This window comes from Phytohabitans houttuyneae, from assembly GCF_011764425.1.
GTDB classification, from domain to species: Bacteria; Actinomycetota; Actinomycetes; order Mycobacteriales; family Micromonosporaceae; genus Phytohabitans; species Phytohabitans houttuyneae.
Genome location: NZ_BLPF01000003.1, coordinates 651,328 through 675,359 on the forward strand (window position 1 = coordinate 651,328; position 24,032 = coordinate 675,359).

The 24,032-nt window shown below is 69.9% G+C and carries 23 protein-coding genes and 2 pseudogenes; 16 read left to right on the plus strand and 9 right to left on the minus strand.

Annotated features, from left to right (window positions below; genetic code table 11):
- The first annotated feature begins 35 nt into the window (after window positions 1–35).
- Window positions 36–1,223 carry an MFS transporter gene (locus tag Phou_RS37810; protein WP_173066462.1) on the plus strand — a complete coding sequence of 396 codons (1,188 nt, stop codon included), beginning with the start codon at window positions 36–38 and terminating at the stop codon, window positions 1,221–1,223.
- 262 nt (window positions 1,224–1,485) lie between these two features.
- Here Phou_RS37810 and Phou_RS37815 read toward each other — a convergent pair whose 3' ends face one another.
- The 4 genes from Phou_RS37815 to Phou_RS37825 all read right to left on the minus strand — a co-directional run bounded on the left by Phou_RS37815 (window position 1,486) and on the right by Phou_RS37825 (window position 4,202).
- A complete protein-coding gene (locus Phou_RS37815; RefSeq protein WP_371872260.1) occupies window positions 1,486–2,253 on the minus strand; it encodes a DUF899 domain-containing protein in 768 nt (255 codons plus the stop codon).
- Window positions 2,254–2,355: 102 nt separating this feature from the next.
- Complete coding sequence (locus tag Phou_RS51650; protein ID WP_218579457.1) at window positions 2,356–2,838, minus strand: MFS transporter; 483 nt, start codon at window positions 2,836–2,838, stop codon at window positions 2,356–2,358.
- Window positions 2,826–3,479: an MFS transporter gene (locus Phou_RS51655; RefSeq protein WP_218579458.1), complete on the minus strand. Its 654-nt coding sequence runs from the start codon at window positions 3,477–3,479 to the stop codon at window positions 2,826–2,828. Before Phou_RS51655 ends, Phou_RS51650 begins: the two co-directional genes overlap by 13 nt.
- Before the next feature lie 96 nt (window positions 3,480–3,575).
- On the minus strand, window positions 3,576–4,202 hold the full coding sequence (locus Phou_RS37825; protein ID WP_173066465.1) for a TetR/AcrR family transcriptional regulator: 627 nt from the start codon (window positions 4,200–4,202) through the stop codon (window positions 3,576–3,578).
- 63 nt (window positions 4,203–4,265) lie between these two features.
- Between Phou_RS37825 and Phou_RS37830 the strand changes: the two genes are divergently transcribed.
- From Phou_RS37830 to Phou_RS37875, 12 genes and pseudogenes are all read left to right on the plus strand, one after another.
- Window positions 4,266–5,132 (plus strand): alpha/beta fold hydrolase, encoded by an 867-nt coding sequence (locus tag Phou_RS37830; protein ID WP_173066468.1) that lies wholly within the window; start codon window positions 4,266–4,268, stop codon window positions 5,130–5,132.
- A 3-nt stretch (window positions 5,133–5,135) separates the two neighbouring features.
- Complete coding sequence (locus Phou_RS37835; RefSeq protein ID WP_173066471.1) at window positions 5,136–6,356, plus strand: MFS transporter; 1,221 nt, start codon at window positions 5,136–5,138, stop codon at window positions 6,354–6,356.
- Window positions 6,357–6,501: 145 nt separating this feature from the next.
- On the plus strand, window positions 6,502–7,629 hold the full coding sequence (locus tag Phou_RS37840) for a carboxylesterase/lipase family protein (RefSeq protein WP_218579459.1): 1,128 nt from the start codon (window positions 6,502–6,504) through the stop codon (window positions 7,627–7,629).
- The gene (locus Phou_RS51660) at window positions 7,626–7,982 is read left to right on the plus strand and encodes a carboxylesterase family protein (RefSeq protein WP_218579460.1); all 357 of its coding nucleotides are present in this window, start codon (window positions 7,626–7,628) and stop codon (window positions 7,980–7,982) included. Before Phou_RS37840 ends, Phou_RS51660 begins: the two co-directional genes overlap by 4 nt.
- A gap of 262 nt (window positions 7,983–8,244) precedes the next feature.
- On the plus strand, window positions 8,245–9,372 hold the full coding sequence (locus tag Phou_RS37845; protein WP_173066475.1) for a ricin-type beta-trefoil lectin domain protein: 1,128 nt from the start codon (window positions 8,245–8,247) through the stop codon (window positions 9,370–9,372).
- A gap of 522 nt (window positions 9,373–9,894) precedes the next feature.
- Window positions 9,895–11,828, plus strand: a pseudogene (locus Phou_RS37850) (glycoside hydrolase family 95 protein); the annotation flags it as partial.
- A gap of 54 nt (window positions 11,829–11,882) precedes the next feature.
- Window positions 11,883–12,632 carry an RICIN domain-containing protein gene (locus Phou_RS55850; RefSeq protein WP_371872261.1) on the plus strand — a complete coding sequence of 250 codons (750 nt, stop codon included), beginning with the start codon at window positions 11,883–11,885 and terminating at the stop codon, window positions 12,630–12,632.
- A 71-nt stretch (window positions 12,633–12,703) separates the two neighbouring features.
- The gene (locus Phou_RS37855) at window positions 12,704–14,014 is read left to right on the plus strand and encodes a ricin-type beta-trefoil lectin domain protein (RefSeq protein WP_173066478.1); all 1,311 of its coding nucleotides are present in this window, start codon (window positions 12,704–12,706) and stop codon (window positions 14,012–14,014) included.
- Between the two features lie 413 nt (window positions 14,015–14,427).
- Window positions 14,428–15,018 (plus strand): DUF4956 domain-containing protein, encoded by a 591-nt coding sequence (locus Phou_RS37860; protein ID WP_173066481.1) that lies wholly within the window; start codon window positions 14,428–14,430, stop codon window positions 15,016–15,018.
- Window positions 15,015–15,749, plus strand: a complete 735-nt coding sequence (locus Phou_RS37865) for a polyphosphate polymerase domain-containing protein (protein ID WP_173066484.1) — start codon at window positions 15,015–15,017, stop codon at window positions 15,747–15,749. The genes Phou_RS37860 and Phou_RS37865 overlap by 4 nt, the downstream gene beginning before the upstream one ends.
- Before the next feature lie 111 nt (window positions 15,750–15,860).
- Window positions 15,861–17,243 (plus strand): carbohydrate-binding domain-containing protein, encoded by a 1,383-nt coding sequence (locus Phou_RS37870; RefSeq protein ID WP_173066487.1) that lies wholly within the window; start codon window positions 15,861–15,863, stop codon window positions 17,241–17,243.
- Between the two features lie 167 nt (window positions 17,244–17,410).
- Window positions 17,411–18,034 (plus strand): hypothetical protein, encoded by a 624-nt coding sequence (locus tag Phou_RS37875; RefSeq protein WP_246274173.1) that lies wholly within the window; start codon window positions 17,411–17,413, stop codon window positions 18,032–18,034.
- A 10-nt stretch (window positions 18,035–18,044) separates the two neighbouring features.
- On the opposite strand, the gene Phou_RS37880 is transcribed toward Phou_RS37875, so the two are convergent.
- Window positions 18,045–19,172, minus strand: a complete 1,128-nt coding sequence (locus Phou_RS37880) for a NucA/NucB deoxyribonuclease domain-containing protein (RefSeq protein ID WP_173066490.1) — start codon at window positions 19,170–19,172, stop codon at window positions 18,045–18,047.
- 753 nt (window positions 19,173–19,925) lie between these two features.
- On the opposite strand from Phou_RS37880, the gene Phou_RS37885 reads away from it, so the two are divergent.
- Window positions 19,926–20,513 carry a methyltransferase domain-containing protein gene (locus Phou_RS37885; RefSeq protein WP_246274174.1) on the plus strand — a complete coding sequence of 196 codons (588 nt, stop codon included), beginning with the start codon at window positions 19,926–19,928 and terminating at the stop codon, window positions 20,511–20,513.
- Between the two features lie 105 nt (window positions 20,514–20,618).
- On the opposite strand, the gene Phou_RS51665 is transcribed toward Phou_RS37885, so the two are convergent.
- Together Phou_RS51665 and Phou_RS51670 are read right to left on the minus strand one after the other, a co-directional pair.
- The gene (locus tag Phou_RS51665; protein ID WP_218579461.1) at window positions 20,619–21,215 is read right to left on the minus strand and encodes a zinc-binding dehydrogenase; all 597 of its coding nucleotides are present in this window, start codon (window positions 21,213–21,215) and stop codon (window positions 20,619–20,621) included.
- Window positions 21,146–21,598, minus strand: coding sequence for an alcohol dehydrogenase catalytic domain-containing protein (locus Phou_RS51670; protein WP_218579462.1), 453 nt, complete (start codon window positions 21,596–21,598; stop codon window positions 21,146–21,148). The genes Phou_RS51665 and Phou_RS51670 overlap by 70 nt, the downstream gene beginning before the upstream one ends.
- Window positions 21,599–21,678: 80 nt before the next feature.
- Between Phou_RS51670 and Phou_RS37895 the strand changes: the two genes are divergently transcribed.
- Both Phou_RS37895 and Phou_RS37900 read left to right on the plus strand, forming a co-directional pair.
- Window positions 21,679–22,038: a winged helix-turn-helix transcriptional regulator gene (locus Phou_RS37895; RefSeq protein ID WP_173066493.1), complete on the plus strand. Its 360-nt coding sequence runs from the start codon at window positions 21,679–21,681 to the stop codon at window positions 22,036–22,038.
- A 218-nt stretch (window positions 22,039–22,256) separates the two neighbouring features.
- Entirely contained in the window at window positions 22,257–22,790 is a 534-nt protein-coding gene (locus Phou_RS37900) for a hypothetical protein (RefSeq protein ID WP_173066496.1), read from the plus strand.
- Here Phou_RS37900 and Phou_RS53695 read toward each other — a convergent pair.
- Window positions 22,787–23,004 (minus strand): annotated as a pseudogene (locus Phou_RS53695) (DUF5926 family protein); the annotation flags it as partial. The gene Phou_RS37900 and the pseudogene Phou_RS53695 sit on opposite strands and share 4 nt — an antisense overlap.
- 41 nt (window positions 23,005–23,045) lie before the next feature.
- On the minus strand, window positions 23,046–23,714 hold the full coding sequence (locus Phou_RS37905) for a TIGR04222 domain-containing membrane protein (protein WP_173066499.1): 669 nt from the start codon (window positions 23,712–23,714) through the stop codon (window positions 23,046–23,048).
- Window positions 23,715–24,032 lie beyond the last annotated feature (318 nt).

Genomic DNA, 24,032 nt, shown 5'->3' on the forward strand with positions numbered 1-24,032 from the left:
TACTGGAAATCCAGCTGGCTCATAGCGTCGAAGCCATGACGACCTCGACGCTTGCGTACCCCGTGGTCACCGCGACCGGCCCGGCCGCGCGACCGGCCCTGATCACGCGGCCGTTGCTGATCCGCTTCGTCTCGATGGTCGGCTCGGCCACGAGCTTCTACCTGCTGCTGTCCGTGGTGCCGAGCTATGTCGCGGCCGCCGGCGGGGCAGCCCCGGGTGCGGTCACCGGCGCGCTGATGCTGGCCACCGTCCTCGGCGAGATGGTCACGCCCCGCCTCGTCGCCCGCTTCGGCTACCGCTGGGTGCTCGCGGCTGGCCTGACGCTGCTCGGTGTGCCGTCGCTCGCGCTGATGGCCTCGACCCACATCGCCGCCGTCGTGGCGGTGTGCCTCGTGCGTGGACTCGGTTTCGCGCTCACTGTCGTGGCCGGTGGTGCCATGACCGCGACGCTGATTCCAGCAGAACGGCGCGGTGAGGGACTGGCCCTGACCGGCGTGGTCGCCGGCGTGCCGGCGCTGGCCGCGCTGCCGCTGGGCCTGTGGCTGGCCGCGCACCACGGCTACGCGCCGGTGTTCGTTGCCGCCGCGGTCGCCGCGCTGATCGCGCTTGCCACCGTCCCGTGGCTGCCCGCCCGCGCCGCGACCGCCGGCAAGGAGAACGCCATCGGCGTGTTCGCTGGCATGCGCATGCCGCAACTGCGCCGTCCGGCGCTGATCTTCGCCCTCACCACCACCGCGGCCGGCGTCTTCGTGACGTTCCTTCCACTTGCCGTGCGCCCCGGATCGGCCGGCGTCGTCGCGGCGGCACTGTTCGCGCAGGCCGCCGCGTCCACGGCGGCCCGCTGGTGGGCCGGCCGGCGCGGTGACCGGCACGGCTTCGCCGCGCTCCTGGTACCCGGCCTTCTCGCCGCGGCCGCCGGGATGGCGCTACTCGTGTTCACCAGTAGCACCGCCGCAGTGCTGGGCGCGGCCGTCATCTTCGGCGCGGGCTTCGGCATCGCTCAGAACGCCACGCTGGCCACCATGTACTCGCGGGTTCCGCAGTCTGCCTACGGCACCGTCAGTGCACTGTGGAATCTCGCCTACGACGCCGGCCTCGGCATCGGTGCGGTTGCCTTCGGCGCGATCATGGCCGGCACCGGCTACCCGATCGCCTTCGTCCTCACCGCACTGGTGGTGGCCGTCGGCCTACCCATCGCCCGGCGCGACCGCAGCGCTGCCTGATCACAAGGGCATGAGATGCGCGCTGGGGCCGACGCCGAGGAAAACGATGCTGGCCAGCGCGGCCGGTTGGGGCCGGAGGTCAGGTCGCCGGCACGTTCACCCGCCGCGGGGAGGGCGACCAAGGCCTTATCCAGGTGGCGTAGGTGGTGAGCTCGAACCCGGTGTAGCGGTCCAGCAATGGCCGCTGCAGTACGAGGAACAGCGCCTGTGCGGCGGCCGCACTAACCGCAGGTGGCTGACGGCGAAGCTGCACCGTGGTCGGCTAGTCCCCGGCCGGGTACTGGTCGTGGCGGTGCAGCCAGTTCATGGCCGGGCCGTCCGATCGGCCTTGCGGCCGCTCCCAGTCCTCCTGGCGCCCCAGTGCGGTCATGTCGAGCCAGTTGTAGGTGCCCATGAGAAGGTCGAAGCCCCGCCCGTAGCTGGAGTAGGTGTGGAAGATCCGGCCACCCTCGGTGAGGAACGCGCTCACGCCGGGCTGCTCGCCGGTCCACCCCTGCCAGCCCGGGTCGGTGGACAGGTCGCGGTAGTTGTACTCCGAGTGGCCGGACGCGGCGTCGAAGGTGACGCCGAAGTCGAGGTTGAAGTCGCAGCGGCCGGAGGAGTACCAGTCGACGTTCCAGCCCATGCGCTCCCGGTACGCCTGGAGGCGGGGAAGCGGCGCGCGGGAGACGACGGCCAGGGTGGTGTCGCGGGCGTGCAGGTGTGCCTGGTGCCCGACGTTGTCGATGACGTACGAGCAGGACGGGCAGCCCTCGGTCCAGTCCGGTTCGAACATGAAGTGGTAGATCAGCAGCTGGCGCCGCTGCTGGAAGAGGTCGGCGAGGCTCAGCGGGCCGCCCGGGCCGTCGAAGACGTAGGGCTTGTCGACTTCGACCATCGGCAGCTCCCGGCGTGCGGCGGTGACCGCGTCCCGGTGCCGGTTCAGCTCCTTCTCTTTGGCCAGCAGGCTCAGGCGGGCGGCGCGCCATGTCGCGGCGTCGACGATCTCGGGAGGTCCGTGCTCATGACTGTCTCCTCTCGGTCTACCGATGTCACGCGTGGCTCACGGCGAGTTCGGCCGGGGCCGGGCGCGTGTCCTCCCGCGTGGCCGGCGGCCGCAGGAAGCTGGCCGCCCACGCTGCGGGGATGCCGATCAGGGCGATGGCCAGTCCGGTGATGACGGCCGCGCGGGGGAGTAGCCGCCGATCGCCACGCCGCCGGCGAGGGAGCCCGCGGCGGTGCCCAGACCGGCCGCGGAGGCGGGCAGCGACTGGGCAAGGTCGCTGCCGGGCCCGGCGAGGCTGACGACGCGGTACTGCATGGAGGGTGCCATACCCATGGCGAACAGTCCCAGGCCGAGCACCGCTACCGCCACCGCGACGGCGCTTGTGCCGGCGACGTACAGCGTCACCAGGCACGCCGCGAAGCCGATGGTGCCGACGGTCAGGGTGCGTGCGGCGTTGGCGTCGGCGAAGCGGCCGCCACCGGACGAGCCGACCGTCGTGGCGACGCCGTAGGCCAGCAGGAACACGCTGATCAGCGCGCCGGAGATGCCGGTGACGCTGTGCAGGAACGGCACGATGTAGGTCAGCGGCGCGTACACCGCGGCGAACACCAGGACGGTCAGGCCCAGCACGGCCAGCACCCGGGAGCGAAGGCGTGCCGCGCCTGGCGGACGGCGCCGCCACCCGTCGACGGCGCGGACGGCACGAGCGCCACGGTGGCGATCAACGCGGCCACGGCCACTGCGCCAGCCGCGGCGAACGTGCCGCGCCAGCCCAAGGCTTGGCCGAGCAGTGCGCCCAGCGGCGCGCCCAGCGCTCCCGACACCGCGGCACCGGAGATCACCACCGCCATCGCGCGGCCCGCGCGCGCCGGTGGGACGGCGGCGATCCCGGCCGCGATGGCGGCGGCGATGAACAGGCCCTCGAGCGCGCCGGTGACGGTCCGCGCCGCCACGAGAACGGCGTAGGTGGTGGTGAGCACCGCGACGAGGTTGCTCAGGACGAACAGCGCGAGCGCGCCGACCAGGACGGTGCGCCGGTTGAGCCGGATCGACACCGCGGTCAGCATCGGGCCGCCGATGGCCAGGCCCAGCGCGTACGCGGTGACCAGCGCACCGGCCGCCGGGATGGAGATCCGCAGGTCGATGGCGATCAGGTCGAGCATGCCGACGACCAGCAGCTCGGTGCCGCCCATGACGAACATGCCGATGAACAGCGCGGCCAGCGCGAGATTTCCCCGGTCCGGGCTTGGTGCCGCCTGACCCGTACTCATGACTGAACCTTCCTCTCGCCATCTCATATAGCAACCGTATGGTTGCTATCGACGCTATGGCAATCAGTTGGTTGCGTCAAGGCGAGCCGGCCTTGGTCAGGTTCGATGGGGTGGCTCGGTGCTGGCCGTGAGCGCCTGGAGGAAGCGGCGGATGATCGCGATCATTTCGCGACGGGCGGTGACCGGGTCGGCGTTGGTGGCCACGTACATCGCCGCCTCGTCGGCGATGGCGAGCAGCAGGTGGGCGAGCGGGGTGACCGGCTGGGGATCGAGTGAGCCGTCCGCCATGCCCTGCGCGAGCACGGCCGACACCAGCCCGAGGATGTGCGGCTGACAGATCTCCCGCCACCGCGCCCAGCCCAGCACCGACGGCCCGTCGACCAGGACGATGCGCTGCACCTCGGGCCGCTGGCAGGCGTCGAGCCAGGCCTCGGCACTGCGGAGCATGACCTCCACGAATCCGCCGGACGTGTCGGCGCCCACCACGGCGGCGAGCTCGGCCGACACCTCGCCTTCGACGTTGTCGAGGACCGCCGCGAACAGTTCGGTCTTGTCGGCGAAGTGGTGGTAAAGCGCGCCCCGGCTGACGGCGGCCTCGAGGACGATCGCCTCGGTGCCCACGCCGGCGAAGCCGTGTTCGGCGAAGAGGCGGCGTCCCGCGCTGATGAGCGCGGTCCGGGTGGCGGCCGTGCGGTCGGCTTGCGTGCGACGACGAAGATTCATACAATCTGCCTGTATGTAAGTGGAGGTTGTCGGTAAGTGTTGCACATCATAGGGAGACGCAACGTGACATCGATCGAGCTCCCACACGGAGTAGTGAGCTACCGGGTCGCCGGTCCCGCCGACTCGGCCGCACCGCCGGTCCTGTTCGTCCACCCGTTCTTGATGGACGGATCACTCTGGTCGAGCGTTGCCGACCTTCTCGCCGCGCAGGGCGTCCGCTCCTACGCGCCGGACTGGCCACTTGGCGCCCACCGCATCCCGGTAAAGCCGGGAACCGACCAGTCACCGCGCGGAGTAGCCCGACAGATCATCGCGTTCATCGAGGCGTTGGACCTTCGCGACGTCACGCTCGTGGGCGGCGACACCGGCGGCGCGCTGTGCCAGTTTCTGCTCGACACCGACCCCAGCCGGATCGGCCGGGTCGTCCTGACCAACTGCGATGCGTTCGACAAGTTCCCACCGTTCCCGTTCAGCGTCATATTCCACCTCCTCAAGGGCGAGACGCGGATGAAGGTCAACCTGCAGCCCATGCGATGGCGCGCCATCCGGCACTCGCCTCTGGGACTGGGGTTGCTCGCCAACAGGCTCGACCCGGCACAGACCCGGTCCTGGATCGAGCCGAGCCTCAGCGACGAAGCGATCCGCAGAGACGCGGTCGCGTTCCTCAAAGGGGCCAAGCGCAAAGACCTGCTGGACGTGTCGACCCGGCTGAGCCGGTTCGCCGGCCCGGTCACCATCGTGTGGGGGACCGCCGACCGCGCGTTCACACCGGCGCTCGGCCGCCGGCTGCAGCGCGCCTTCAAGAACGCCGACTTCGTCGAGGTCCCCAACGCCAAGACGCTGGTCTCGCTCGACGCTCCAGGGCAACTCGCCGACGCCATCGCAAGCATGGCGCATAGCCCGACCAGGAGTGACGGATCAGGTTCATAGCCAATGGGGCTGCTCGCCGCCAACCGCGGCTTCCGGTCGCTGTTCGCGGCCCGCTTCCTGTCCAGCGCGGGCGACGCGCTCAGCCTGGTCGCGCTCATGGTGCACGTCGCCGACTCGACCGGTCAGGCGCTGGCGGTGTCGGTGCTGCTGCTGGTGGGGGACTTCGCGCCGTCGCTGTTCGGGCCACTGACCGGGGCGATCAGCGACCGGTTCGACCTACGCCGCGTCATGATCGGGTGCGAGCTGGTCCAAGCCGCACTGCTGGTGGCCATCGCCGTCTCGTTGGACCACCTGCCGCTGGTACTCGTCCTGGTCGGCCTCCGCGCGCTGGCCGGCCAGGTCTTCCTGCCGGCCTCCCGCGCCGCCGTACCCGCCCTGGTGCCGGACCGCGACCTACCGGTCGCGAACTCCACCCTGGGCTTCGGCACCAACGGGGCCGAGGCCGTCGGCCCCTTGCTCGCCGCCGCCCTCATCCCCTTCGCGGGGGTACGGGGAGCGCTGCTCGTCGACGCGGCCACGTTCCTGGTCTCCGCGCTCCTGCTGGCCACGCTGCGCCCGATCCCGTCGGCGCCCGCCGCGCCCGCGCTGCTCGCCGGCGCCCGCCAAGGGCTGCGCTTCATCTGGTCCACCCCGGCGGTACGGGTGATCGCGCTCGGCTTCTGCGCCGTGGTCGCCTGCAACGGCATCGACGACGTGGCGCTGGTGGTGCTCGCCAAGGACACCTTCGAGGCCGGTGACGCGGCGATCGGCATCCTGCTCGCCGGCGTCGGAATCGGCCTATTCGCCGGCTACGCGCTGCTGTCCCGGTACGCCGGCCGACTCGCCATGGCCGGGCTGCTGGTGGCCGGCTTCGCGATCAGCAGCATCGGCAACCTGCTCACCGGCCTGGCCTGGGCGGTCGCCGCGGCAGTCGTGCTGCAGACCGTGCGCGGGCTGGGCATCGCCGCGATGGACGTAGCCACCAACACCCTCGTCCAGCGACTCGTCCCGGCCGGCATGCTGGGCCGCGTCTTCGGCACCCTGTACGGCGGAATCGGCGCCGCCGCTGCACTGTCCTATGTGGCCGGCGGCCTGCTGCTGGACGCCACCTCGGCCCCCACGACGTTCCTGATCGCCGGCACTGCCGGCACCCTCGCCACGATCGCGGTCGCGGTCCGCCTGGCGCGGACACTCCGCCGACCATCTACGTCCGTTTGCGTAGGCGAGGAGTCGATCGTGGACTGACCCGGCCGGGGGCGTCAACGACAAGGCTGCCGGTATGACAATAGTTCGATCCTTGTTCCTGACGGCTGCGGCTGCCCTGACAATCGCTGCCCCATCGGCCGTACCGGCGGCTCGAGCAGCCCCCGCGGGAGCCGTCGGACAAACCGTGGTACGGCTCGATTCGGGTACGGTCCGCGGCAAGACCGACGCCGACGTCATCCGCTTCTCCGGCATCCCGTACGCGGCCCCGCCGGTTGGTGACCGGCGCTGGACCGCACCCCGGCCGCCACGACCCTGGACCGGAGTCCGGGACGCCACCGCCCCAGCCCCGATCTGCCCGCAGACCGGCCGCGACGAGCAGTTCAACCCGGTCGTCATGGGCGCCGAGGACTGCCTCTACGTCAACGTCGTCGCGCCGACCAGGCCGAGCCGGCCAGGCCGCCTGCCCGTGATCGTGTGGCTGCACGGGGGCAGCTTCGCCTCCGGCGCGGGCTCGCAGTACGACGGCGCTCGTCTGGTCACCAGCGGCGACGTCGTCGTGGTCACCGTCAACTATCGGCTCGGCGCGCTCGGCTTCCTCTCCTCGGCCGCACTCGACGCCGAAGGCGTCGACTCGGGCAGCTACGGACTGCTCGACCAGGCCGAGGCGCTGCGCTGGGTCCGGCGCAACGCCTCCGCTTTCGGCGGTGACCCACGTCAGGTGACCCTGGCGGGCCAGTCGGCGGGCGCGCGTGCCGTCTGTGCCCAGCTGGCCGCACCCACCTCGCGCGGGTTGTTCCAGCGCGCGATCGTCCAGAGCGGCGCCTGCGCCAACCCGGTCATGACGAAGGCGGACGCCGAACGAAAGGGGGTCCAGGCGATCGAGCAGGCGGGCTGCGCCAACGCCGCTGATATCGCCTCCTGCCTGCGGCAGACCGCGATGGCGAAGCTGGTGCCCGTCCTGGCCGACCCGAACCGGCCGGTCACCTCAGAGCGCCGCGACGACCCGTGGGGACCGGTCGCCGGCACGCGGTGGCTGCCCCAGCAGCCGATCGACGCCATCCGGCAGGGTTCGGCCGCCGGCGTACCCCTGCTGATCGGCAGCACGCACGACGAGATGAGCGGATTCGTGCTCAGCCGGCACCACGACCTGACCGCGGAAGGCTATGCCGCTCAGGTCCGTGCCACGTTCGGCGACCGAGCCCAGGACGTGCTCCGCGAGTACCCGGCCGATGGCTTCGCCACCCCGCGCTCGCACTGTCCACAGTGCTCACCGACTGGGGCGGCGGGATCGGCAGCTGCCCGACTCTCGTGACCGCCCGGACCGCGAGCCGGCACGCGCCCGTCTACGCCTACGAGCTCTTGGACGGCGCCCCGCCGTTCGGCGCCTACCACGGCTGGGACCTGCCGTTTCTGTGGAAGACCTCGATCCCGCTGAGCCAGTACCCCGACTACGAGGACATGACGCCCGACCAACAGCGACTGAGCCGGGCGATGACCGACTACTGGACGGCGTTCGCGCACCGCGGCGACCCCAACACCGCAGGCCAGCCCCGATGGGCGCGAACCCGCCACGATTCGACCTCCACGCTCGGCCTGGCCGGCGGCACGATCGCACGCACGCCATTCGCCACCGACCACAAATGCGGATTCTGGGCCAACGCCTGACCCCCGCAACACCGGGTCGACGGGGTGGCAGCCCAGGTTCTGCCCGGGCCGCCACCCCGTAGCCGCGCCAACGACCTAGCTGACGGAAACGCGAAGCGGCCTGCGGGCGGCAGCCAGATTCGACCCGCCGTCCCTATTGAACGCGCGGAGATGATCTGGCACCGTTCATCAGACATCGACCGTCACCATTGGCGGGCTCGATGTCGCCGTATCCACGCTGTCGTAGGGAGGGCCAATGGAGGATCCGAATGTTAACGCTCACATGCGCGAGCGTGAACGGCGGGGGAGGACGCGCTACCACGTCCGGTGGTTCTTCGCGGCGGCCCTCGCGGTCGCGCTGACCGCGTTCGGCGCCGTGACGAACGTCGGCGCCGCGCATGCCGAGAGCAACGGCGGCGTGAAGGTGATGCCTCTGGGCGACTCCATCACCGAAGGCACCCAGGTGCCCGGCGGCTACCGCATCGGCCTGTGGCAGCGGTTCGTGTCCGCGGGCTACCGGGTGGACTACGTCGGTTCCCAGTTCAACGGGCCGAGCAGCCTGGGCGACCACGACCACCAGGGCCATCCCGGGTGGCGGATCGACCAGATCGACGCCAACATCGCCGGTTGGCTGCGCACCCAGAACCCGCGGACGGTGCTGCTGCACATCGGTACCAACGACATCCTGCAGAACGTCAACGTGCCCGGCGCGCCCGGCCGGCTCTCCGCGCTGATCGACCGCATCACCGCCGCGGTGCCGAGCGCGGACGTGTTCGTCGCCACCATCATCCCGCTGTCGAACGCCGGCCAGGAGTCCGCCGCCCGCACCTACAACGCCGCGATTCCGGGCATCGTCCAGAGCAAGGTCAATGCCGGCAAGCGGGTGCACCTGGTCGACATGCACGCCGCACTGACCACCGCCGACCTGATCGACGGCATCCACCCGACGGCGGGCGGCTACGACAAGATGGCCGCGACGTGGTACTCCGCCTTGCTGTCGGTACCGGGCAGCATCGGCACCAGCAGCGGTTCGTCATCGTCCACCCTGGTCAGCGCCGCGTCCGGCCGGTGCCTGGATGTGCCCGGCGGCAACAGCGCCAACGGCACCCAGCCGACGATCTGGGACTGCCATGGCGGTACGAACCAGCGCTGGACGGTGAGCGGTCAAGCCCTTCAGGTGCTCGGCAAGTGCCTCGACGCCCCGACCAACGCCACCGCCGGCGCCAAGGCGCAGCTGTGGGACTGTCACGGGGGCGCCAACCAGCGGTGGAACCTCAACGCCAACGGCACCGTCAGCAGCGTCTCGTCGGGCCTGTGCCTGGACGTCAGCGGCAACAACACCGCCAACGGCACCGTGGTCGTCCTGTGGACCTGCACGGGCGCCGCCAACCAACGCTGGACACGCGCGTAGCCGCGGCGAGCCTGCCCGGCGGTGGCGACGGCGACCGCCGGGCGGTCGTCCCGATAACAGGAAATTCGCGCGCCCTTTTCGCGCGTGCTGTCATTCCCTCGCGTATCGAGAAAAGTGTTATCCGCAGAGGGCTTTGAGAGTCGCGCCTCTCACTGAGCCTTTTCACGCGCGCATCGGCATTTCCCTCTTGAACACCTCGAAACAATCTGGCAATCTCACATCCATCGATGCGGAGTGCTTCCTCCAATCCCCACCATGAGAGCGGAGCCCGATCGGAGGCTAGAAATGTTAGCGCTAACGGTCCGATCCGGCATGCCCGACCGCGCCGCGGCCGGAGGCCGTCCTCGACCGCGTGAAGCTCGGGCGCTGGACCTTCGGTAATGACGTCGTCGCTTGGAGAACCAACATGTCGGAAGTGACCCGAAGAAGACTTCTCGCGGCCGGGGCGGCGGGGCGGGCGCCGCGCTGGTGCCGACCGGCTGGACCGCGGCCGCCAAGGCCGGTGCGGCGGCACCACCGCAGGTGCTGGCCGCGGGCGACCTGGCACTGTGGTACGACGAGCCGGCCGGCGCCGACTGGCTGCGCGCGCTGCCGATCGGAAACGGTCGGCTCGGCGCCATGGTGTTCGGCAACATCGACACCGAGCGGCTACAGCTCAACGAGGACACCATCTGGGCCGGCGGTCCCTACGACTCGGCCAACACCCGCGGCGCGGCCAACCTGGCCGAGATCCGGCGGCGGGTCTTCGCCGACCAGTGGACCCAGGCGCAGGATCTGATCAACCAGACCATGATGGGCACCCCGGGCGGGCAGCTGGCGTACCAGACCGTCGGCAACCTGCGACTCGCCTTCGGCAGCGCCAGCGGGGCCACGCAGTACAACCGGACGCTCGATCTCACCACCGCCACCGCCACCACGGCCTACGTGCTCAACGGCGTGCGGTACCAGCGGGACGTGTTCGCGAGCGCGCCGGACCAGGTCATCGTGACCAGGCTGACCGCCGACCGCGCTAACTCGATCACGTTCAACGCCACATTCGACAGTCCACAACGGACGACAGTGTCCAGTCCGGACAGCACCACCATCGGGCTCGACGGCATCTCCGGCACCATGGAGGGCATCACGGGCCAGGTCCGGTTCCTCGCCCTCGCCAGCGCCGTCGCCACCGGGGGCACGGTCAGCAGCTCCGGCGGCACGCTGCGGGTCTCCGGCGCCACGAGCGTCACCGTGCTGGTGTCGATCGGCTCCAGCTACGTCAACTTCCGCACGGTCAACGGCGACTACCAGGGCATCGCCCGAAGCCGCCTCAGCGCCGCCCGCACCGTGGGCTACGACCAGCTGCGCGCCCGCCACGTCGCCGACTACCAGGCACTGTTCAACCGGGTGACGATCGACCTGGGCCGCACCGCGGCGGCCGACCAGACCACCGACGTGCGGATCGCCCAGCACGCGAGCGTCAACGACCCCCAGTTTTCCGCGCTGCTGTTCCAGTACGGCCGGTACCTGCTGATCTCCTCCTCCCGGCCGGGCACCCAGCCGGCCAACCTGCAGGGCATCTGGAACGAGGAGATGGCGCCGGCGTGGGACTCGAAGTACACGATCAACGCCAACCTGCCGATGAACTACTGGCCGGCTGACACGACCAACCTGGCCGAGTGCTTCCTGCCGGTCTTCGACATGATCAAAGACCTGACGGTCACCGGCGCGCGGGTGGCTCAGGCACAGTACGGCGCGGGCGGCTGGGTCACCCACCACAACACCGACGCCTGGCGCGGTGCCTCCGTCGTCGACGGCGCGCTGTGGGGCATGTGGCAGACCGGGGGCGCCTGGCTGGCCACGATGATCTGGGACCACTACCTGTTCACCGGCAACCTCGACTTCCTTCGGGCCAACTACCCGGCGATGAAGGGCGCGGCGCAGTTCTTCCTCGACACCCTGGTCACCCATCCGACGTTGGGCCACCTCGTCACCAACCCGTCGAACTCGCCGGAGCTGCCCCACCACGCGAACGCCAGCGTGTGCGCCGGACCCACCATGGACAACCAGATCCTGCGCGACCTGTTCACCGGCTGCGCGCGGGCCAGCGAGGTCCTCGGCGTGGACACGACATTTCGTACGCAGGTCCTGGCGGCCCGGGACCGGCTGCCGCCCATGCGGGTCGGCTCCCGCGGCAACATCCAGGAGTGGCTCGCGGACTGGGTGGAGACCGAGCGCAACCACCGGCACGTCTCGCACCTGTACGGCCTGCATCCGAGCAACCAGATCACCCGGCGGGGACACCCCAGCTGCACCAGGCCGCCCGGCAGACACTGGAGCTGCGCGGGGACGACGGCACCGGCTGGTCACTCGCCTGGAAGATCAACTACTGGGCGCGGCTGGAAGACGGCACCCGCGCCCACAAGCTCATCCGCGACCTGGTGCGCACCGACCGGCTCGCGCCGAACATGTTCGACCTGCACCCGCCGTTCCAGATCGACGGCAACTTCGGCGCCACCTCCGGCGTCGCCGAGATGCTTCTGCAGAGCCACAACGGTGAGCTGCACGTGCTGCCCGCGCTGCCGTCCGCATGGCCGGCGGGCAGCGTCACGGGCCTGCGCGGCCGCGGCGGGTACACGGTCGGTGCCACCTGGAGCGGCAGCCGGACCGAGCTCGCCGTCACGCCCGACCGCGCCGGCGCCGTCCGGGTGCGCAGCCGGATCTTCACCGGCACCTTCGAGCTGCGCGACGAGACGAGCGGCACCGCGGTACAGCCGACGCGGCTGGAGACCGACCTGATCGAGTTCGCCGGACAGGCCGGCCACACCTACCGCGCCTCCGCCGCCAGCGCGGGCCCGGTCGAACCGGGCGCCTACTACCGGCTCGTCGCCCAGCACAGCGGCAAGGCCGCCGACATCAACGGCGCCTCCACCGCCGCCGGCGCGCAGCTGATCCAGTGGTCGGTCGCCGCGGGGCTCAACCAGCAGTTCGACTTCCTGGCCTCCGACGGCGGCCACTACCGGATCCGGGCACGGCACAGCGGACTGGTACTGCAGGTGGCCAGCAACAGCACCGGCGCGAACATCACCCAGCAGTCCGACACCAACGCCGCCAGCCAGCAGTGGCGGCTCGTCGAGCACGGCGGCGGAGTAGTCAGCCTTGTCAACCGGCAGAGCGGGCTGACCATGGACGTCTGGCAGGCCTCCACCGCCGACGGCGCCCGCATCTCACAGTGGAACACCACCGGCAGCGCGAACCAGCGCTTCCAACTCCAACGCATCTGAAGGAGCTGGGGATCCCCTTCGGAGGGCGTTGCCCGCAGACCCCCGACCGTGCCGAGCGAAGGAACCGTGTGATGGTGAAACTCAGAGTCGTCTTCGGGTCGGCCGCAGCCGCGGCGCTGCTCGTCCTGGCCACGGGCGCGACCGCATGGGGCGGTGACGCCGGCGCCACGGCACCGGCGGCGGCCGTGGCCGCAGCGACCGCCGGATGCGGCAAGGCACCGACGCTGACGAACGGGACGCACACCATCCAGAGCGGCGGCAAGAACCGCTCCTTCATCCTGAGCATCCCCGCCAACTACGACAACACCCGGCAGTACCGGCTGATCTTCGGGTTTCACTGGTGGGGCGGCACCGCCGAGGCGGTCGCCTCCGGCGGCAGCGACGGCGACGTGTACGCGCACTACGGACTGCGGCGCCTGTCGAACAACGGAGCGATCTTCGTCGCGCCCCAGGGCATCAGCAACGGCTGGGCGAACTCCGGCGGTGAAGACGTGACGTTCGTCGACGACATGATCCGGCGGATCGACAACGACCTCTGTGTGGACACCGCGCAGCGCTTCGCGCTGGGGTTCAGCTACGGCGGCGCGATGAGCTACGCGCTCGCGTGCGCCCGGCCGACGGTCTTCCGCGCCGTCGCGGCCATCGCCGCCCCCGGACCGATCAGCGGATGCAGCGGGGGCACCCAGCCCTTCGCCTACATGGGGATCCACGGCGTCGGCGACAACCCCGGTGCGGGACGGGCGCTGCGGGACAGGTTCGTCAGCAACAACGGCTGCACCCCACAGAACGCGCCCGAGCCCGCAGCGGGCAGCCGGACACACATCACCACCACCTACGCCGGCTGCCGGGCCGGGTACCCGGTGGTCTGGGCGGCGTTCGACGGCGGCCACCAGCAAGGCCCCGTGGACGGGTGCGCCGGCTGCGAGAGCGGTGCCCGCAGCTGGGTCAAGGAGGAAGTGTGGCGGTTCTTCACCGGTGAGGCGCCGAACCCCAACCCGAACCCGACCGGGTTCCGGCTGCGGGGTGAGGCCTCCGGCCGGTGCCTGGACGTCAGCGGCGCCAGCCCGGCCAACGGCACGCAGACCCAGATCTGGGACTGCCACACCAACGCCAACCAGCAGTTCAGCCAGAACGGGCAGGAACTCCGGGTGTTGGGCAAGTGCCTGGACGTGGCGCCCAACGCGGCGCCCGGCACCCGGGTCGGCATCTGGGACTGCAACGCGGGCGCCAACCAGCGGTGGACTCTCAACGCCAACGGCACGATCTCCAATGGACAGAGCGGCCTGTGCCTGGACGTCAACGGCGGCAACACCGCCAGCGGCACCGCCGTGATCGTGTGGAACTGCCACACCGGCGCCAACCAACGCTGGGCCCGCGCCTGAGTGAACCCGTAGTCGTTGCCCGCCCGACGGGGCGGGCAACGCGGAAACGTCGCCGGGCGATGCCAGGTTCCGGTTCCCGCAAACCAGCTCCGCCGCCGCCATGCTTCGACGCCTGAGCGGTGGCGGGGCCCTAGTCATTGGCGAACACCACAACGCTCCTGGGCTGCGACCGGGACCTTCCAGCGGCTCTGCGGGGTTCATGCCGGGGCTGTGGTGTCCGAATGACCGCTTCGATGCCTGGCGTATCCGTACGTCACATTCCCAGGGATCTATGAGGTTTTGACGCCTCCGAAAGTACCGGAAAGGCCTTACACTTCGATCGAAACATAGAAATTCATCTGTTTGCTACCAATGGGTCAGGGACCGTTCAGCGCGTAGTCCCCGGCCGGACGCCCTCAGGAGGACGCCCCAGCATGCCCAGGATCGCGATCTACGCATTCGACCTTGCCGCAGTGACTCTGCTCGTCTTCGGGCTGTACTTTCCCCGGCACCGGCGACGTGACCTGGTAGTGGCCTACCTCGGAGTGAACGTGGGCGTGCTCGCGGTGGCCGGCCTGCTGAGCTCCAGCACGGTCGGCGCGGGCCTCGGGCTCGGGCTCTTCGGCGTGCTGTCGATCATCCGGCTCCGCTCGACGGAGCTGGACCAGCACGAGGTGGCGTACTACTTCTCTGCGCTCGCGCTCGGCATCCTGGGTCCGCTCGGCGAGGATCCGGCCTGGCTCAGCCCGGCGCTGATGGGCCTGATCCTCGCCGTCATGTACGTGGGCGACCATCCGCGGCTGCTGCGCCACTACCGCCGGCAGGTGATGGTGCTCGACACCGCGGTGATCGACCAGCTGGCGCTCGTCGTCCAGCTCGAGCGGATCCTCGGTGCCCGAGTGCACTCCGCCTCGGTCGAGCGGGTGGATCTCGTGAACGACACGACCACCGTCGAGGTGCGGTACTCGCTCGACCCGAAGCGTGCCCTCGCCCGCCAGACCGAGCTTGTGGGGGTGCGCCAGTGAACGCGCTCTGTCGCCTCGACCCGATCTCGCTGGCCGAGCTCACCGAGAAAGCCGAACTGCAGACCAGGGTCGACCGCAAGTACGTGCTGCCGGTGACCGACGCGCTGGCACTGCTGAGCCGCGTGTCCCCAGACACCCGAGCCTTGGAGATCGAGGGGAGCAGGGTGTTCCGCTACCAGTCTGTCTACTTCGACACCGACGACCTGGTCAGCTTCCGGCTCACCGCCCACCGCCGGCGCCGCCGATTCAAGATTCGCACGCGGACCTACCTCGACTCGGCGCTCTGCTGGCTCGAGGTGAAGACCGAGGGATACCGCGGTGGGACGGTCAAGAGCCGGCTTCCGTACCAGCGCCAGGACGAGGACAGCGTCACCCCGGGCCGCTGGTTCGTCGAGAGCGTGCTCGGCGAACAGGCCCGCCCGCACTTCGCGCCCACCCTGTTCACCCGCTACCGGCGCACGACGCTCTACCAGGCCGCGGGAAACTCGCGGGCGACCATCGACATCGACCTCAGCTGGACCGACACCGAAGGGCGCCAGCTGAGGCTGCCGGACGTCGCGGTTGTCGAGACGAAGACCGGATCGGCGGCCTCCCCGGTCGACCGGCTGCTCTGGGCCAGCGGGTACCGCCCCACCAGGATCTCCAAATACGCCACCGGGCTCGCCGCGCTCCGGCCCGACCTGCCCGCCGCGCCCTGGCGGCGCACCCTGCGGCGCTACTTCACCCGCTGACGTACCGCCGGAAATTTCAGCCCGCCGTCCATGCGGGCTGACCAACCCTGCCCGCGTTCGGCAACGACCCGCGGGCCGTCTGGAAAGGCTGTGAGCCTCATGAAACGCAGCGTGCGCAGAACCGCCGTCGTCGCCGTCGTCGTCGCCGGCCTGGTGGCCGGTCCGCTCGCGATCCCCGCCCTCGCCGCGACGGCCACCATCACCCTCAACGGCTCCAGCGCGAGCGTCTCGGGTAGCAACGTCACCGTCGCCGGTGGCGCCATCACGATCACTGCTCCGGGGTCGTACGAGATCAGTGGCACCTTGAACAACGGCCAGGTCAAGGTGGACACGGCCGGCGCCGGCACCGTCGAGATCGTCCTCAAGGGCGCCGCGATCACCAACCAGAGCTCCTCACCGCTGTACGTGGCCAACGCCCAAGCCGTCACTGTCACGCTGGCCGCCGGTACGAGCAACACGCTCACCGACGCCGCCACCTACACCAACGCCGACGAGCCGGACGCCACCCTCTTCAGCGCCGCCGACCTGACCGTCTCCGGCACCGGCTCGCTGACCGTGCGTGCCAACTACCAGGACGGCATCGTCAGCAAGGACGACCTCGTCATCCAGTCCGGCACGATCACGGTCAACTCGGTGGACGACGCCATCCGCGGCAAGGACTCACTCACCATCAACGGCGGCAGCCTCAACGTCACCTCGACCGGCGGCGACGGGATCAAGTCGAACGAAACCGAGGCCGGCAAGGGCGTCGTCAACATCACGAACGGCACGATCACCGTCTCCGTGGCCGACGACGCGATCAAAGGCCAGAACACGCTGAACATCTCCGGCGGCACCATCAACGTCACCAGGTCGTACGAGGCGCTGGAGGCGATGGAGCTGACGATCAGCGGCGGCAGGTCCACAGTGGTCTCGAGCGACGACTCGGTAAACGCCGCCGAGGAAGGGCTCAATGAGTTCGTGACGTCCACAAAGGCCTTCATCAGGGTTACCGGCGGTACGGTCGTCACCAACTCCGGCAAGGACGGCTTCGACTCCAACGGCTCGCTCACGCTGGCCGGCGGCACGGTGGTGGTCAACGGCCCGACCAGCGGCGCCCGCGGCGGGGACGGCGCGTTCGACGCCAGCGGCACCCTCTCCTTCAACGCCGGCACCGTGCTCGGCGCCGGCATGACCTCATTGGCGGTATTCAACACCGTGCCGGCCAACGGTCAGGGCTGGGTCGCCCCCGTCTTCAGCACCAACCGCAGCGCCGGCACCATTGTCCACATTGTCTCGGGCACCACCGTGCTGGCGTCCTACCAAGCGCAGAAGAGCTTCTACGAAGTCGTCTTCTCCTCCAACCGGATCACCAACGGCCAGAGCTACGACGTCTACACCGGCGGCAGCGTGAGCGGGACCAGCACCGGCGGTCTGTACACCAGCGGCAGCATCTCCGGCGCCACCAAGGCGCTGACCGTCACCGCGGGCAGGTACACCCGCTCCCGTCCCTGAACCGTCGACCGGCGAGGCCTCCGGACGAGTGACGCTCGGTCCGTCCGGAGGCCTCGCCACCGTCTCGAGGGCCTCGCCATGCCGGTCCGTTTGATCGATCACCTTGACTCGATGGGGGTGTGGCGCCAAACTCTAAACAAAGTTAACTGGACTAGGGGAGCGTACGCGTGAAGAAGCTGACGATGACGGTCGCGGTGTCCCTGGCGGGTCTGGTCGCCAGCCTCTGCCTGCCCCCGGGCGCTGCAGCCGCCGCGCCGGTGCCATCCGCGGCCGACACGCGCTGGCGGGAGTGCGCGACGCCGTCGATCGACCGGCTGCAGCAGTGGCTGGCCAGCGGCGAGGGCACCACCGTGCCGGCGACCGGTAGCCTGCTCGTCCCGCTCCGGCACTCGTACGCGGCCCGCGTGACCTTCGTCAACACCGAGTGGCACGTGATCGTCGTCTGGCTCGCCAACCAGTTCGAGGCCGAGGCCGACCTCACCCGGTCGGCCGGCTTCTGGATGACCTACAGCGCCACTGACGATGTGTACCTGCAACTGCGGTCGGCGTCGCATTGGAGCGGCGGGGCACAGTGGCTCACCCGCGTCCCGTCCACTCACGGGCGGTTGGTGACCAGGTTCTTCAGCTTCCGCCCGTCGGCCTGGACGTGGCTGGCCGAGTTGGGCCAGCCCGCCCACACCTTCGCGTCCGCCTTGGCCGAGGCCCGCGGGTTCGTCTTTGTCGGCAAGACGCCGAACGTACTGGAGTTCCGCGGGCTGCGCATCGACGGCTACCGCCCGCCGTGCCTCTGAGGGTGGTCCGCTATGGAGCGAGGGCCACGGTGAAGGCGTCCCGGTTGAGGACGCGGTTGACCCGGTAGAACTCACCCAGGTCACCGCCGCCGGTGCTGTTTTCGATCGCGGGGATCATGCACGCGCTCCACGAGCGGTTGGTGGTCTGGGTGTGCTTCGGCAGCCAGCCCACGTGGCACTCGATGTCCAGCCGCTTGGTGTGCACGCTCATCGTGAACCCGCCGGGCCGCATACCCGCTCCCTCCCACGTGGAGGCGAACGGGTACTCGTCGCAGGTGTACCCGGCCGGCAGGCCCGTCGACTGGCCGCAGGAGATGGTCCGGTTGAGCGACTGGATCGCGTCGTCGGTGGTGCGGGTCAGCACCTTGGGCGTGCCCACAGTCTGGGAGGAGGCGATGTGGTTGAAGTAGTTCGGGTAGCGGGCCTGCGAGATGGACAGGGTCGGCTGCCAGCCGGCCTGGACGCAGCCGGGCCGGGTCTGGTAGCCGGGCAGGGCGTTGTCGCAGCGGTGTCCGGGGTAGTTGAGCCATAGGGTGTTGGTGACCTGGTTCACGGTGCCCGGGTGGTAAAAGTAGAACCCGAAGTCCGACCGGGCCGGCCAGGTGCCGCCGAGCGGGCCGGACGTGGAAAACAGCTGGGTCCCTGAGGCGCTGGCCAGGGCGGGGCCGCGCAGCACGGGCGTGGTGCCCATGTAGCTACAGGCCTGGAAGCACTCGCCGAACGGCACGAGTTCGGTGGGAGCGACGTAACCCCACGCCATCTCCGGGTCGTACTCGAACGTCTGGTGCCAGTAGTCACCGGCCGATCCACGCGTGCCGACCACGCTGACGACGCTGAAGTAGATCTCGCCCACCAGTATGTTGTTCGGGACCTGAACCTGGACCACCGAATACACGCCGGTAAACCACTGGCAGGCGCCCAGCCGGCTGGTCAGCGTCCACGAATTGGCCCCACAACCGGGCGGCACGGCGGCGCTGACACCGGTCTTGGCCGCCATCGTCGAGCTACCCGTAATGGTGAGGCAGCCGACCGTCTCGCCCGCCGCGACACTCTCTCCACACACCGCGGCCGGCGCGGCCGCCGCCGATCCGCCGAGCGCGACAGCACCGGTGGCGGTGAGAAGAAGGACCACACACATCCGCGCGTACCGTAGCCAGCCTCGTCTGTCCACATTCGACTCCCGGTCGTAGAGAACCACCGACCGACTCATTGCCACCTCTGGACCCGAGCCCAGTCAAGCGATCCACCACCGCGGCCCAGAAAACTGCGTCATCCTGCGCCCATAACTGCGTCATCCCGTACCATCGGCGCTCCTGGCCTTTGACCCCGACCCGCCCGCAGCTGGCTCGCGGGAAGCAGCTCTGCCACGGGTGATCCAGGCTCATCCATCGGGCATTGCCAGTTCGGTGGGTCATCGCCCGCCAGGCAACGGGTTCGTCTGCCGTGTGGAGGCTTGCTCCTACGCGACCGGGTCGGGCGAGGGTTCGACCTGCTTGGCTGGAGCCCGGGTTGTGTCTGACTTCATCCCGCGTTGCGCTGACACAGCATCCGCCAGGTCGTGAGGATGGGGGCATGAGTTCATCGCAGCTTGCCGTCGACCCTGGGCGCGAGCAGGGCACACCGAAGGCGGGTCGGTGAATACTGCTGGCCCGCGGTCCGGGCCTCCAGCGCCGGACATCCCGGGGTCTGCGCCGGATCACCGCTACCTGCTCGACAACGCCCGGGTGGAGGCGGGGGAGCGGTTCGGGTGGCTGGCCGAGTTGTTCGACGGTGTCACGCGGGGACACTTCGACCGGCTCGGTGTGAGGGCCGGCTGGCGCTGCTGGGAAGTCGGCGCCGGAGGGCCCAGCATTCCCGAGGCTTTGGCCGCGGCCGTCGGACCGACCGTTACGTGCTGGCCACGGACATCAATCCGGCCTGGCTGGACCCGCGCGGCGGGTACGAGGTGCTTCGGCACGACATCGTCGGGGACCCGCCGCCGCAACGAGGCACGTTTGACCTGGTACACGCCCGGCTCGTGCTCGTCCACGTGCCGGATCGTGCCCGGGCGTTGGCGACGATGGTGGCGGCGCTGCGGCCCGGCGGCTGGCTGCTGGTGGAGGATGCCGACACCGAGCTGCAGCCGTTTGCCTGTCTCGATGAGGTTGGCCCGGCACAGCGGCGCGCCAACCGGCTGCGCCGCGCCGTCCGGGAGTTGATGGCCGGCCGCGGCGCCGATCTGCGCTTCGGGCGTACGTTGCCGCGGGTGTTGCGTGCGGCCGGCCTGGTCGATGTCGCGGCGGCCGGCTGCTTCCCGGTCGGCGGGGTGGCCTGCGACCGGCTGGAGACCGCGACGGTGCGGATGGTCCGCGCCGAGTTGCTCGCCGCCGGGCTGACCGACGACGCCGAGATCGACGCGCACCTTGCCGCCGTCGATGCCGGCGAGCTCGACCTCACCCTCGCGCCGCTGATCTCGGCATGGGGACGCCGCCCGGGCTAGCCCTTGGTGCATCCGATCGGGGTCGTCTTGGAAGCCGGGTCAGAGGATTGTGGAGAGATCGTCGTCTTGCTCGTCAGGCCGTAACGCAGATGCCTCGCCGACGATCTACGGCGTTACCACGATCTTGCCCGCCGGCGTTGCCGTCTCCAGGTATCGGTGCGCTTGGACGATGTCGTCCAGCGTGAACACCCGGTCCACCGTCGGCCGCAGCACGCCGGTGCGGACACCGGCGGCCAGGAACGCGGCGACGCGACGGGCGGTCACCGGATCGACCATGTCCGCGAAACTCATGTAGCGGTGGATCGTCAACGAGGGGTTCGCCGGGAACGATGCCGGTCGCGGGTCCAGCCAGCCCACCGCGGCCAACGTGCCGCCGAGCTTCGCGGCCCGCGACAGTTCGGCCAGGCCGGGGCCCATGACGGCGTCCAGGATGATATCGGCGCCCACCCCGCCGGTGTGCCGCAAGGCAGCCTCCCCGATGTCCTCCCGGTCGGTGGCGATCACCGCGGCGGCACCGGCGACCAACAGGCTTTCCGCCTTGGCGCTCTGCCGGGTGACCGCGATCGGCACGGCGCCGATCTGGTTCGCGATCTGGATCGCGGCCCGCCCGACACCGCCCGATGCCGCGGTGATCAGGACCCGGTCCCCGGGCCGCATCCCGGCTCTTTCAACCAGCGCGCCGTAGGCGGTGAAGTACGACACCCACAGCGCCGCCGCACCGATGGGTTCCAGCTCCGCGGGCCGCGGCACCACCCGGTCGGCCAGCAGCGTGGTGTACTCGGCGTACGCCCCCTGGTCTCGAAGTCGGGTATCGCACCGAGGATGACCGGGTCGCCGACGGCCACCCCCGTCACCTCGGACCCGACCGCGTCGATCACGCCGGTCCCCTCGACGCCCAGCCGCGCGTGCGGCAACTGCACGGGCCGCGGGGACTGCCCGGCCCGGATCATCTGGTCGAGCGGGTTGACGGCGAAGGCCTCGATCCGCACGCGGACCTCGCCGGCCGCGGGCTCGACGACCGGCTCGTCGACGACGCGCAGAACGTCCGGACCGCCGGTCTCGTCGAACACGACTACTCGTGGCATGGGTGGCTCCTTGTGCTCCTGATGGGATTCACCGCGAACGCTACGGAGCCGATAGGAACCCGCTGGTACCTTTTGACCTTGTGCACAACGCCCCCGGCCAGGTCTTCCTCGCCGACTGCCCCACCCGCCTGGCCGTCGAGATCATCGCCGAGAAGTGGGCGGTCCTCGTGCTGTTCGCGCTCAGCCTGCAACCCCAGCGCCCCGGCGAACTGACCCAACTTATCGGCGGCATCTCCCGCAAGGTCCTCACCCAGACCCTGCGCCGCCTGCAGGCATACGGCCTGGTCGAACGCCGCGCCTACGCCGAGGCGCCCCCGCGCGTCGAGTACAGCCTCACCCAACTCGGGCAGACCCTGGTCGAGCCGATCAAGGTCCTGACGGACTGGGCCCGCGACAACGGCGAAGCCATCGTCGACTTCCAGGAACAGAAGGAGTTCTGAACCTACCTGCAGACCTGCCGCACGACCTCGCCTTCGCTTTGTGCGGGCAGCCGTGCGGAAATACAAGGACAGCACCGGTCCCGTGCTGACCTACGCGCACAGTACTTGGCAGAGGTTCGTCTGAGGCGTCGGCCCGGAATCACTCAAGCCGATTTCAGTACGTGCGGGTCGATGTAGATGCTAGAGCTCAGGTTGACCGGGTCGGACAGCATTGGCTCATGCAAACCTCCTTGTGGGTTCCATTGGTGGTCGCTGGACTTGGCTTACTTGGCACTGTCACCGCCGGCACAGCCGGGGTGCTGATAACACAACGGAGTGCCGATCGGCGAGAGCAACAGATGTGGGATCGAGAGCGTCGACGCGAACGCGAGCACTGGGCTCGCGAGGATATGGTGCGGACCTTTGATCAACGCCAGCAGGCCTACGTTGCGTATTACAAATCAATTCGGGCGATGGCCCGACTCGCCGACCAGCGTGCCAAGGACATGAAGTCAGAGCCGCTGCCTGAGGGCTGGGGCGATCAGGCGCTGGCTGACGCCCTCGCGTTGGCGATCTTTGGATCTGCCTCAGTGGCGCTCCTCGCCTCGGACGTCTACTTTGCATTGCTCCAATGGGGAACCGAGACGTCTCTCGACGAAGGGACGCGAGAGAAATTGCGGGCGAAGTATTTCAAAGCGGAGTCGGAACTCTTGCGCCTCATCCGATTGGAGCTCGCTGTGCCAGGCGCTGACTCCGACCAATTCCCGGTGTAGACCCTCGCCAGGTTCGTGCCTTCGCCAAGCAGCGGCTCGCCCGAGCCGGCGAGCCGCGCGAGGGCGTTGAGCGCGGCGTCCTGGTGGTCCGACAGCACCCAGCGCACGTACCCTTCTCGCGCACGCGGCACCAGCACGCCGCCTTGGCAGCCGCCAGTCGCACGGGCGGGTAGATCGACGCGCTGGCCCGCTCCAACGACGCCTCCCGGCTCGGTCCCCAGCACGGAGAGCAGCGCGACGGAGAGGTAACGCGAGCTATGTCGCCGAGGAGGACCGCAGTGAACTGTCGCTGTGGATGACCGACCACCGGCCGCCGTCGAGCAGCCCGCTGTTGCGCGCGAACACGGGCATCGTGGCGAGCAGCGCCTGCGCGCCGTAAAGGGCGACCGCGGTCCCTAACGTCGCGGGCGTGCCGCCAGGGCCGGCCGGCGCGGGGTGCAGAGAGCGCAGCTGGCGCAGAGCGCGGGCGCCGGCGACCGTACGCCGTGGCAGGAACCAGCACGCGGCGCCGACCAGCACCACCGACGCGGCGAGGCCGATCGACGCGCCGATCACGTCGATGAGCCGGGCCAGCATCAACGGCGGCACGACCGCCAAGGCCAGCGGCACCAGTACCCGCCGCCACCGCGGGCGGACCAGCCCTCGGCGGACCAGGTCGCGCCGCACGTCACCGATCGCCTCCCGCACGCGCGGCCGTTCGGCCAACTCGCGCGGCCCCATGTCGCCGTAGAGGGCGGCGAACAAGGCCCGTTCGAGCGGCTCGGCGCCGGGCGGCCGCGAGCCGGCACGCTCCACCATGCCTTCCCGGCCGGCGACCACCGCCTCACGCGAGTGGAGCATCGCCAGGCCGGTGCGGACCGCACCCCAACGACCACCGTGCAGGTGGCCGATCCCGGTGGCGGTGAGCCCCTCGATGCGACGCATGCCCGCAGTGTGCGGCACAGCCGCACGTGTCCAGCCGCGGGGCTGGCGGATTCGGCGGCGTGGACCGCTAATCCGCCGTGAGCTCCGACCACGGCAGCGCCCAGCCAATCGAGCGCGCGCAGCCGACGTGCGGACTCCGATCGCCAGCCGTCCGGACTAGGATCCGCGGCGTGAAGCTCAAGCGGCTACGGCCCCGGAACTCGCATGGGTATAGCCAGCGTTGCAACGGTCGTGGCCCTGGGGCGCCATCGATCTACAGTTGAGCGACTACGGCGAGTGATGGATCGTCCCGCACGAGGTGGACCATCGCGTCGACGA